The sequence below is a fragment of the Staphylococcus sp. 191 genome, assembly GCF_011174885.1.
GTDB lineage: Bacteria > Bacillota > Bacilli > Staphylococcales > Staphylococcaceae > Staphylococcus > Staphylococcus coagulans.
Map to the genome: position 1 here is coordinate 31,537 of NZ_PNRJ01000002.1, position 12,107 is coordinate 43,643.

Consider the following 12,107-nt stretch of genomic DNA (forward strand, 5'->3'; position numbering starts at 1 on the left):
ATCTATTCCCCCATGTCTCGTATACAGTTGTATATATTGTATCAAATTTAAAAAGTTAAGTTGACATATCGATACATTTTACGCATATATGCTTTTTGCGTTAATCATTAAGAGGCTGTGACATACATTACAAAATAAATAGCGCTAAGATGATTGTCTGTTAAAATCATCTTAGCGCCCCCCTTTTAAATGATAAAACTTCGTATGATATGACTTTGTTTTCCGAGGGAACAGTCTCAGCCTGTAGTCTTCGGCTCATCCTCTTCCCTCAGGCGTCTCGTCATTAATACTTCATTTCCGTATGTCATCTTTCACTATGATAGTAAAAATAAGTCGATTACGTTTTATTTAATGAGTAACAACCCAAAATAACTTAATGATATTTATGAGTTGAGACTTCAGCCCTTAAGCAATCGCGTTCAGGAAAGTAGGCTATCAAAGATTTTATGCCCTGAACGCTTATAATGAATGGTAAACTTAAACTTATAATAATCCCAAGTGACGGTCTACAATGACACGTCCTTTTTGAATAACTTTTTCTACATGGTTTACCCCATAGTGATAAGGAACGTATTCATGATTGGGTGCATGCCAAATCACAATATTCGCTTGATCACCAGGATTAATTGTACCTGCATCCACATCGATTGCCTTAGCTGCATTCACTGTAACTGCATTCCATATTTCATTTGGTGATAATTTTAATTTTAAAGCTGCAATCGCCATGACCATTTGTAAGTTATTTGTTACACAACTTCCTGGGTTGTAATCCGTAGCAATCGCAATCGCTCCATTATGATCTAACATACCTCTTGCATCGGCGTAGCTTTCTTTCCCTAAATAAAATGTTGTCCCTGGTAAGAGCACCGCTACTGTGTTCGAATGATTTAACTTCGCTTTGTCTTCTTCACTTGAAGCAACAAGATGATCTGCAGAAATCGCTTCTTCATCAATGGCAAGGCCTAACCCCCCTAATGGATCAATTTCATCTGCATGAATTTTGACTTTAAATCCTTGTGCCTTAGCTGCTTCCATATATCGTTGAGATTCTTCAATAGTGAAAACGCCTGTCTCACAGAAAATATCTGCAAAATCCGCTAATCCTTTCACTTCGGGTAGTAAATCAATCATTTCTTGTAAAAAGGCTGCATTAGACGTCGCTTCTTTAGGGACAGCATGAGGCCCTAAAAAAGTATGTCGCATCGTTAAACCATATTTCTCTGCCAATCGATTAGATATTCTTAACTGCTTTAATTCATTTTCTTTATCAAGGCCGTAACCACTTTTACTTTCTACCGCTAACACGCCATGATGCACCATCGTTAACAATGCGTGTTCTGCTTTGGCAAATAGCTCATCTTCCGTTGCTTGACGTGTCGCTTCAACGGTAGATAAAATACCGCCACCCGATTCTAAAATTTCTAAATATGACTTACCTTGTCTTTTTAGTGCCATTTCATGTTCACGTGAGCCTCCATGAATAAGATGGGTATGGGCATCCACTAAGGCAGGTGAAACGACACGATTTGAGGCATCGATCACTTCTTTAGCTTCATAGTCTTCTGTGTATGGACCTGAATAAACAATTTTACCGTCATCAACAACAACAGTCCCATTTTGAATGACTGTTAATTCATCCAATTCTTTCCCTTTTAAAGGTCGATCGACAGATTTAGGCAAAATCAATTCTTTAATATTTTGAATGATTAAATCATATGCCATTAAGCTTCATCCTCCTTCTTCATCATTGGAATATCGATTCCTTTTCTTTGCGCTGTTTCAATCGCAATGTCATAGCCTGCATCTACATGTCTTACTACACCCATACCCGGATCCGTAGTCAATACACGTTTTAATCTTCTTTCTGCACGTTCACTTCCATCTGCGACGACGACCATACCTGCATGTAAGGAATAACCCATACCTACGCCGCCACCATGATGCACAGAAATCCATGAACCACCTGCTGCAGTATTGATAAGTGCATTTAAAATCGCCCAGTCACCGACAGCATCCGAGCCGTCTTTCATTGATTCTGTTTCTCTATTTGGCGAGGCAACTGAACCAGAATCTAAATGGTCACGTCCAATAACAATTGGTGCTGAAATTTCACCTTTACGCACAAGTTCATTTAATGCCAGCCCCATTTTCGCACGTTCACCGTAACCTAACCATGCAATTCTTGACGGTAAACCTTGAAAGGCAATCTTCTCTGTTGCCATATCTAACCAGCGCATGAGTTTTTCATCTTCAGGGAAAAGCTCGCGCATCAATTGGTCTGCACGTTCAATATCTTTAGGATCACCAGACAATGCTGCAAAACGGAAAGGCCCTTTTCCTTCACAGAATAGAGGTCGAATATAAGCTGGTACAAATCCAGGAAAATCGAAGGCATTTTCAAGCCCTTGGTCATAAGCAACTTGACGGATGTTATTGCCATAATCAAAAGCGACGGCACCTTTTTCTTGAAATGCCAACATGGCTTCCACGTGTTTTTTCATTGACTGTTGTGATTTTTGTACATAGGCTTCAGGATCGCTTTCTCTCAACTGTTCCGCTTCTTCTAAAGAATAGCCTTCTGGAATATAACCATTCAACGGGTCATGGGCTGACGTTTGGTCCGTAATAATATCAATTTTAAAGTTTCGTTTTAATATTTCATGATGAACTTCAGCTGCATTTCCAACGAGTCCTATGGCTAATGCTTCACCATTTTGTTTGGCTTTTTCAGCTTTTTCTAGCGCTTCATCTAAAGAATCGGTAATGATATCACAGTATTTTGTATCAATCCGTTTGTGAATACGTGAGGGGTCAACGTCTACGCCAATCACAACCCCTTCATTCATCGTCACGGCGAGTGGTTGTGCACCACCCATGCCCCCTAATCCAGCTGTTAATGTAATCGTTCCTTTTAATGAGCCATTAAAATGCTGCTTTGCTAATTCTGCAAACGTTTCATATGTCCCTTGAACAATCCCTTGTGAGCCGATATATATCCAACTTCCCGCAGTCATTTGGCCATACATCATTAAGCCTTTACGATCCAATTCATGGAAGTGTTCCCAATTGGCCCATTTCGGTACGAGTACAGAATTTGAAATTAAAACGCGCGGTGCTTCTTCATGTGTTTTAAAAACTGCGACTGGTTTACCTGATTGAACGAGCATCGTCTCATCTTTTTCTAATCGTCTTAACGTTTTAACAATCGCATCAAAACTTTCCCAGTTTCTTGCTGCTTTTCCGATGCCCCCATATACGACGAGTTTGTCGGGGTGTTCTGCAACTTCCGGATCTAAATTATTATAGAGCATGCGTAAGACAGCCTCTTGTTCCCAACCTTTACATTCGATTTCCAATCCTTTTTTCGCTTTAACTTCTCTAGCCATAATGCATCTCTCCTTTGATTAAAATAGAACTAAACTTAATGGAATCGTGATTAACAATGTGAGCGTGACACGGATAAACCATATACACACAAGTTGCCAAATTGGCACTTTGATTTCTGTCGCTAAAATACACGGCACTAGCGCTGAAAAGAAAATGATAGCGGATACACTCGTAATCCCTACAACAAACTTCACTTGTAAAGTGGCATTAACGACAAGTAATGAAGGTAAAAACATTTCGATAATTGAGATTGCAGATGCTTTTGCTAGTAACGCTTGATCCGCAATAGGAAATAGATATATAAATGGATAAAAAATGTAACTTAAAATATCAATCACGGGTGTGAAATTAGCGAGCAATAAACCAACAAAACCAATCGATAAAATCGAAGGCAAAATCGCTACCGTCATTTCTAATCCATCTTTAAAATTTAGCCATACATTTTTTACAAGAGGAAGCGCCTCGTGTGATTGTTTTTTAACTTCCATCCATGCACTTTTCCAACGACTTCCTTCAACAACGACTTCTTGATAGCCTTCTTGATTGTTGTAATACGCTGTAGAAGCATTTGAAATCGGTGGTAAATGTGCTGAAATTGCTGTTACGACAAATGTAATCACTAAGCAACTCCAAAAATAAAGGTTCCAATGCGGAATCAAATCGAGCGTACGCGCCACAATTATCATAAAGGTGGCTGAAACAGTAGAGAATCCTGTCGCTATAATTAAAGCCTCTTGATAATTGTATACCCCTTTTTTATACACACGATTTGTAATTAATAGTCCAAGTGAATAGCTGCCTACAAAGGACGCCACTGCATCAATTGCTGATTGACCGGGCGTTTTAAATAGCGGCCTCATAATTGGTTGCATTAAAATGCCAATAAACTCTAACAAGCCGTAGCCAACTAATAGCGATAATGCAATTGCACCGACAGGTATTAAGACGCTGAGCGGCAACATGAGTTTTTCAAATAAAAATGGTCCATAATCTTTTTGAAACAATAAGGCTGGGCCTATTTTAAAGACATACATCACACCGATGATTGCACCTAAAACTTTAAACAATACAATAACAAAGTCAGTTACTGATTTTTTGTATTCTTTCCTTATAATAGGTAACAATGCCCCAATTATAATCATTAACAATGCGATGTAAGGCATCCATTGATGCAGTCCCGATCGAATCACAAGGTGAACATGGTCGACAATAATCGTTTTCTCACCATGCCATCGAATTGGGACAAAAAAGCAAACGACACCAATCAAGCTATAGACCCAAAAGCGCCACAGCTGTTTGCCTTTTAGCACTTGTTTTTGTTCTCCCATCACAGTTCCCCCTTTAAAATCGTGATGTTATTCTCTTTGTTTCATTCAAATCATCTCCAATTGTGATATGCGTGTGCCAATGTTTTTTCAATTCTTACTATTCTCATTGTAATATGGTAAGCTATCAATAACTAATATAAATAAACTAATTATCTATAAACATAAACTATAAATAAGAGGGAACGATATGAAGATTGTACAATTGGAATATTTTATTGAAGTTGTAAACCAAAATAGTTTTACTAAAGCCGCACATATTTTACACATTAGTCAGCCATCACTAACTGCGACGATTAAAAAAATGGAGAACGACTTAGGTTATCCCTTGTTAAAAAGGACAACGAAATCAATCTCCATTACCGAAAAAGGGATTCAGTTTTATAATGAGGCCATTGAACTCGTCAAACACTATCATCAAACGATAGAAAAAATGTATGATTTAAAAATGAGCCAAACTCCTAAAATTAAAATGGCCATTATTGAATCGGCTGCGCATTGGGTCGCCAATGTGATTCGGCAGCATCAAACGATACATCCCGAGCAACATTACCAAATCACAGAAATATTAGATCCACACGTACTGACACAAAAGTTAATTAACTTTGATATCCATATCGGATTATCTAACGATGAGATACGACATGATGACATTATTTCTTTGCCACTTTACAAGGAAGACTACGTCGTGCTCGCGCCTAAAGACGCATTTACACATCAAAAATCCATTTCAATTAAAAAATTACCATTGATAGTGCCTAATAAGAAATATCAAGTTCGCAAACATATTGATGATTATTTTACGCGCCTTGAAGAACGACCTAATATTATTATGGAAGTCGACCGCTTTGAAGCAGCGACCAATTTTGTACATCAAGACATGGGATATGCAGTGATACCTCGCATGTACTACCAGTCCTACTCTACAAATGATTTACGCGCAATTCGAATTCGCCCAAGTATTGAACGCACGATATATTTAAATTACTTAAAAAAACGTCAATACAGTCCACATATATTAAATCTTGTGCAGTCTTGTCGTCAATACTGGGATATGGGATAACACGAAGGACATCAGTCACGCATACATCGTTTAGCTAACATCGTTTTCTCATCATTCAACCTACACTATCCCTTTATGAAGCGGAACAATGAATAAAATGTGATAATAAATGTGCAACGAGTTTAGCTGTGCGTTGATCGACATCATACTTTGGATTGGTTTCTGCGATACTCACTGAGGTCACTTTAGGTGATTCTAAAATACGTCTCGCTAAGTCCAATACCGTATAAGGTGTCAATCCGAGTACTGCAGCAGCACTGACACCGGGCGCAAAGGCACTATCAACGACATCCATGCAAATCGTAAATAAAATCACATCATGTGCGTTAATAAAGTGATCAATTTTATCTTTCACGGGCGGCCCGATTTGATCGACAAGCTCTTCAGCTAAAACGTACGCTGTATCCGTCTCTTCCGCGTAATCAAATAACGATAGTGTATTTGCAGGGCGTTGGATACCTAAAACAAAATAATCTAAGTTTTCATCTTCAGTCAACATTTGTCTAAAGCTTGTACCAGAGGTTGAGTGTTCCTCATAGCGATTATCAAAATGTGCATCAATGTTAATGACGCCTATGGATTGATCAGGATAAGCTGCACGGACACCTAAATATTGAGCATATGCGATGTCATGGCCGCCTCCTAATAAAAATGTTCTTTGGTGCTGTTGCAGTAATTGGTGTACATAATGACCAAACTTTTGTTGTGAAGCGAATAATGTATCAGCGGAATGGGTCCAATTACCATAATCTACGATGTTTAATGACGTCGATGCAGGCAATCCTGCAAATGCACGTTTAATCGCATCAGGTCCGTCTTTAGCACCGACACGACCTTGATTCAGTCTGACACCTTCATCGATGGCATAACCGAATAAAGCAACTTCTGCTTGTTGTTGTGCAACCTCATCAATATGAGCTAACTGGATTGTTTGAAATTGACGAAATGCGCGCTGATCCGTTTCACTATCTAAACGACCTGTCCATAATTCATGATTTGGCTTTTGATACATAAGAACCCCCTCTTTCGTACGAGACTTTAATTGGGTTGTCCCATCTTAGCAAAAATTGAAATAGTATACTTATCGACAAATACAACTTCATATTAAGTAGCGACTATTCTTGAATCGTTTGACATGCTGTGATAGATGAGGCACCCCTACGTCTTAACTTTCTACAATTCTATGCTACTATTTTTACCCTTGAAAATACAAAGAAAACGTTACCAAGTGGGGAGAGTCAGAAATTAATGAAGATATTGCTTTTTGATAAACTTGAATCAAGCTTATTGATGTTTAAGTCGGTAGAGACACGATTGAACGTATCATTTGGGGTTTATGTGACACGATAAAATCTGTAACAATTTTCTTAACTTATATTACAATTCAATGATATTTGACTGTTAATAATTTATTTCTTTACAATATATGTTTATAATGAACGTTAGATTCTATGACTTGATCGTCGTCCTTTCTTGCGTTGCATTTCAATTGCAACACGTGTTTATAGGACACCCTCATGCATACGAACCTCATTAGCTACGTTTAATATGGAGGATTTTTTATGAATCGAACGCGTATTTCAGGCTTCCAATGGGCAATGACCATCTTTGTGTTTTTTATTTTTGCATATGCAAGCCCCTTGATTTTACAAGATTTCCAGAAAGCATCTGGTTTTAAACCGTTTGTATTTGCATTAAATAGCTTAGGTCCATTTATTGCCGCAGTATTATGTATCATTGTATTTAAAAATAAAAAAGAACAACTTGGCGGATTAAAGTTAGGGATTAATTTAAAAGTTATTGAAAGAATTTTATTAGCACTGACTTTACCTTTAATTATTTTTATCATCGGTATGTATAGTTTTAATACATATGCGGATAGTTTTATCTTATTACAGTCTAAAGACTTGTCTGAGACGATTTGGACTATTTTAATTGGCCATCTTCTTATGGCATTCTTTATCGAGTTTGGTTTTCGTTCTTACCTATTAAATATTGTCGAAGCAAAGTTACCACACTTCTTTGCGAACATCGTTGTCAGTGTCCTTTATTTAGTATGGGATGTTAACACTGCATTTGGATCAACTTATACTTTATTCAGTGCACTCTATGTCTTTTCATTTTCAATGATAGCAGGCGAACTTGTTAGAGGCACAGGCGGGCGTTCAATTTATATCGCTACGCTTTTCCATGCTGCCATGTCCTTTGCTAGAGTCTTTTTCTTTAGTGAGGAAATTGGAGATATCTTCTCTATGAAAGTCCTTGCTTATTCTACAGCAAGTGTTGCAGCCGTAGTCGTTGTATTAGGTCTCATCATGCGTCTCTTTACACCACGTCATAAAGATGAAGATGACGATACACCATTGATGTTCGATACGTCTCAAGAGGAAGAAGATAATCCACTTGAAGAACATTATGAAACAGAAACAGCAGTGGAACCAAAACCGACAACAAAAAGTTCTGATGCACCAGATGCAAACGTGCAACCAGAACAACAAAATGACGCAAATGTTGCCGAAGAAGTAACGTCTAAAGAACAAATCAAAGATGCAGAAAAACAAACGGACGAAACAAATCAATCTATTCAAGAGCGTGAGGCGACATCATCGCATACAGCCGATGAAGAAAAAATAAATATTGAAAATACGGATAATGAGGTTCAATCATCTGCACAAACACTGACAGATGAAAACGACGTGGCAAAAATGTCAAAACATGAGGACAAAGCAGATTGATATTATAAATAAAAAGTAGCCGGTCAATGACCGTGCTACTTTTTTATTTGTTCGGAGTGATGAATCACTTTTAAGCCTTCATCCGTTCCAACGATGGCTTCTTCAACTGTGTCTAAGAAATAGCCTGTTTCTAATATGCCAACAAGGTGAATTAAATATTCATGAAATGCATACGGATCAATACTTTGATTTAACGTACAATCTAAAATATAGTTTCCATTATCTGTAATAAAGGGGATATCACCGATCATACGTCGTGTCACTTTAACGTCAAATGCTTGTTCAATGGTACGAATCAACTGACGCCAGTTAAAAGCATCCACTTCAACAGGGAGCTTGAACGTTTGTCCTAAATAATCAACTAACTTTGTTTGATCCGCAATAACGATAAATCGTTCCGCAAAAGTATCGATGACCTTTTCTCGAAACAGTGCCCCACCGCCACCTTTAATTAAGTTTAAGTTAGGATCAATTTCATCTGCGCCATCAATGGCGATATCGATATGTGTCACATCATTAACATCAACAATTGGAATATCTAACGACTTCGCTTGTAGTGCTGTACGCTCTGAAGTACATACGCCTTTAATTTGGTATCCCTTTTCATGGATGAGTTGCGCAATTTTCGGAACGAGCAATTCAATTGTACTTCCTGTTCCAATGCCCACCGTCATGCCATCTTCAATACGACTTATCGCTTCATCTAGTGTCATTTGTTTTAGTTGCTTAATGCCCATTGTCGCACTCCTTTTTTATGACTTATGTATCTGTCTTTATTGTACAATATTCATCTGAAAAAGCCATGACGAATCAACCGAATTACGTTAAAATAAACTTTAAATATGAGGAGGAAGCAAAATGAAATATCAAATCCATGCCATCTCAACGGGAAAAATAGAATCTTTACAATATCGAAACGATCGGCCTATGAAAAGTGCGCTTAACAAAAAGCCCATTCAAGATAAAGTATGGCTATCTCAAACAGGTTTAATCACAGACGAACAAGAATATAAAGACCACGGCGGACCTGATAAAGCACTTTGTTTATACAGTTATTCCCATTATGATATGTGGAAAGAAGTTATCCACCCCTTACCTGACTATGCTTTATTTGGCGAAAACCTTACTGTATATCATGTTGATGAGACGTCATTATTTTTTGGTGATCAATACCAACTTGGAGAAGCGCGTATCGAAGTCTCTGAAATACGTGAACCTTGTTGGAAAATCCAAAGTAAATATGGTTATCCTCATCTTGTTAAAGATATGACGTCTTCTGGAAAAACAGGCTGTTACTTCCGTGTCTTACAAGAAGGCTATGTTTCTCCGAATGATGACTTGCAACTTATAAAAAGTGCGCCTAAAGTAACAAGACTTTCTGTTCAAGAACTCAATGATATATATTATAACGATAGAAAAAATAAAGACCGCCTCGCATACGCGATTCAAAACCCATTCCTTACACAAAAGCGCAGACAAAAACTTGAAAAAATGCTTGCACGCCTCTAGCTTTATGGACGCAAAAAAAGCAGGCTGACTATTGTCACCCTACTATAATATCGACTTTAATTAGCATTGAAACAGGAATCTAAGTATTGAAGTCTTTGGCTTCAAAGATAAAGACCTGTTCAACAGGCTCATTGAAAATACGCGCAATCTTTACCGCTGTCAAAATAGAGGGCATAAAATCATTGCGCTCTATTAACGACACGGTTTGACGAGAGATACCCGCCTTTTCTGCTAATTGTGTTTGATTATAGCCGTCTCTTGCACGTAATTCTTTCAAACGATTGCGCATCGCATCATCTCCTCAAATAAAAGTAAAATTGGGATGAAACTATAAATTTGATATAAGATGCATTTTACACCTTTAACAAGGCAGAAATAAAGACAAAAGCAAACTTCTATAAGTGTATTTTTTTACACATAAATTGTCTTTTGTACGATTCTTAAACAGAAATAGGAGGCGGAAAACGTCATATCCTCTCTTCCAACCTCCTTAAACTTATCCCGCACTTGCCTGAGTTCACATTGTATTCAACAATTGGATATTCTTTCGATTTGAAATGCTGTTTTAGAATAAAAAGGTGTATTAGCTTTCAAAATCGAATAGGCCTTGGGACCTAGTAATTGTATATCATTAGGCAAGCTTTGAGTTTCGACTGTAATACCTGAATGAGGCTTAAAAATATTCATATGACTTTTCCAATTTTCAGAGTCATTTAACGTATAAAGTACAACTTGAGGCGCATCTGTTGAAACATGCAAAGCAAGATCATCATTTGAAATTGATAGTTGACCCTCCGCCACTTCAAAAGGATGATCTAAACCTCTCTTCGCATTCACTTGTTGCTGGATGCTATCCTGCGTAGTATTAAAAAGTTGTGCTAACTGAATCTGATTCGAACCCATTTCTTCAACGAGATCAATCGGAGTTAGCATAGGCATGCCTGTTTCATCTAAAGGATACATTGCTAATCGATCACTTGCGATCACATGATTATCCACCACATTGCTATCTCGATTTAAATTAAAATACACGTGATTCATTGGATTAAATAATGTATCTGCATCTGATTGTGCTTCATACTCAATCGTCCATGTTTCCGATGTATCATACGTAAAAGTTACTTTTACATCTATATTTCCCGGGTAATGATCTTCTTCTTGTCGTAATTGTGTAGTAAAAACAACTTGCACCTTTTCTGAAAGATCCTCTTTAATGATTTGATAATCAAACAGCCGATCTGACAAACCATGATGTCCACCATGTAAATGATGTGGTGGATCATTTTGTTCAAGTGTATAGGTTTTGCCTTTTAATTCAAATTGACCGTTTGCTATGCGACCGCCAACTCTTCCAACTGTTGCACCAAAATAAAAAGGATGATGAGGATAAAATTCATCAGCTTCAACTTCGTTCCCTAAAACAATATTATTGTCGCCAATTCTCCAACTAACAATACGTGCACCGTAATTCATGAATACAATTTTACTTTTGTTATTTTCTATTTTGATGAGTTCAATACCATTAGATTGTTGTTCAATATTAATAAACATTTTTACACTGTACTCCTTTACACTGCTCCCAAAGTTTATCCCCTAGTTGGCAATACCATTATGAGCACCCCTATGATACAGATGGCACCACCAATCAAATCAAACTTGTCCGGCGTTTCTTTATCAATCCAATATGACCATAAAAGGCTCATAACGATAAAGACACCCCCATACGCTGCATACACACGCCCAAAAGTTGGAAAGGTCTGAAATGTCGCAATCACGCCATATAAAATGAGTACGACACCACCGATGAATCCAAACATGAATGGTCGTTCTGCGCGTAACCATAGCCATATGAGATAACCGCCACCGATTTCACATAATCCTGCTATGATAAAAATCACTGTGGAATACACAAAACTCACATCTTCACCTCATATATTTTACTCTATTCTAACAGTATACTACAAAAAACAAATGATAAGGCAATCACACTTGCACAAAGTGAATATGACTTGTGGCCATCACCGATAAAAAGGTAACTGAATTCCTAAAACAGTAGTGTCTGTTTACGAAACCCGTTACCCTAATATT

Annotated in this window: 11 protein-coding genes; 3 read left to right on the forward strand and 8 right to left on the reverse strand. The window is 37.6% G+C overall.

The annotated features are described in order from the left end of the window. Positions 1-483 precede the first annotated feature (483 nt). Genes hutI through C1H58_RS02195 form a run of 3 tightly spaced genes read right to left on the reverse strand, consistent with a single transcriptional unit; the run spans position 484 to position 4,715 of the window. Complete coding sequence (hutI, locus tag C1H58_RS02185; RefSeq protein ID WP_060829494.1) at positions 484-1,722, reverse strand: imidazolonepropionase; 1,239 nt, start codon at positions 1,720-1,722, stop codon at positions 484-486. Next, positions 1,722-3,386 (reverse strand): urocanate hydratase, encoded by a 1,665-nt coding sequence (hutU, locus tag C1H58_RS02190; RefSeq protein WP_165545177.1) that lies wholly within the window; start codon positions 3,384-3,386, stop codon positions 1,722-1,724. The genes hutI and hutU overlap by 1 nt, the downstream gene beginning before the upstream one ends. Positions 3,387-3,404: 18 nt before the next feature. Next, positions 3,405-4,715 (reverse strand): YjiH family protein, encoded by a 1,311-nt coding sequence (locus C1H58_RS02195; protein WP_165545178.1) that lies wholly within the window; start codon positions 4,713-4,715, stop codon positions 3,405-3,407. 187 nt (positions 4,716-4,902) lie between these two features. Here C1H58_RS02195 and C1H58_RS02200 point away from each other — a divergent pair, with 187 nt between their 5' ends. Further along, complete coding sequence (locus C1H58_RS02200) at positions 4,903-5,775, forward strand: LysR family transcriptional regulator (RefSeq protein WP_165545179.1); 873 nt, start codon at positions 4,903-4,905, stop codon at positions 5,773-5,775. 73 nt (positions 5,776-5,848) lie between these two features. Here C1H58_RS02200 and hutG read toward each other — a convergent pair whose 3' ends face one another. After that, positions 5,849-6,787: a formimidoylglutamase gene (gene hutG, locus C1H58_RS02205; RefSeq protein ID WP_165545180.1), complete on the reverse strand. Its 939-nt coding sequence runs from the start codon at positions 6,785-6,787 to the stop codon at positions 5,849-5,851. A gap of 550 nt (positions 6,788-7,337) precedes the next feature. On the opposite strand from hutG, the gene sdpC reads away from it, so the two are divergent. After that, positions 7,338-8,510, forward strand: coding sequence for a peptidoglycan release complex CPBP-like subunit SdpC (gene sdpC / locus C1H58_RS02210; RefSeq protein ID WP_165545181.1), 1,173 nt, complete (start codon positions 7,338-7,340; stop codon positions 8,508-8,510). Between the two features lie 35 nt (positions 8,511-8,545). Here sdpC and C1H58_RS02215 read toward each other — a convergent pair whose 3' ends face one another. Next, positions 8,546-9,247 (reverse strand): ribose 5-phosphate isomerase A, encoded by a 702-nt coding sequence (locus tag C1H58_RS02215; RefSeq protein ID WP_060829488.1) that lies wholly within the window; start codon positions 9,245-9,247, stop codon positions 8,546-8,548. A 121-nt stretch (positions 9,248-9,368) separates the two neighbouring features. On the opposite strand from C1H58_RS02215, the gene C1H58_RS02220 reads away from it, so the two are divergent. Beyond that, on the forward strand, positions 9,369-10,019 hold the full coding sequence (locus tag C1H58_RS02220; RefSeq protein WP_165545182.1) for an MOSC domain-containing protein: 651 nt from the start codon (positions 9,369-9,371) through the stop codon (positions 10,017-10,019). Between the two features lie 79 nt (positions 10,020-10,098). On the opposite strand, the gene C1H58_RS02225 is transcribed toward C1H58_RS02220, so the two are convergent. The 3 genes from C1H58_RS02225 to C1H58_RS02235 form a co-directional block, all read right to left on the reverse strand. Beyond that, positions 10,099-10,308, reverse strand: coding sequence for a helix-turn-helix transcriptional regulator (locus C1H58_RS02225; protein WP_016426259.1), 210 nt, complete (start codon positions 10,306-10,308; stop codon positions 10,099-10,101). Positions 10,309-10,547: 239 nt separating this feature from the next. Next, positions 10,548-11,570: an aldose epimerase family protein gene (locus C1H58_RS02230; protein ID WP_165545183.1), complete on the reverse strand. Its 1,023-nt coding sequence runs from the start codon at positions 11,568-11,570 to the stop codon at positions 10,548-10,550. A 35-nt stretch (positions 11,571-11,605) separates the two neighbouring features. Further along, positions 11,606-11,938, reverse strand: coding sequence for a YnfA family protein (locus C1H58_RS02235; RefSeq protein ID WP_165545184.1), 333 nt, complete (start codon positions 11,936-11,938; stop codon positions 11,606-11,608). Between the last annotated feature and the right edge of the window lie 169 nt (positions 11,939-12,107).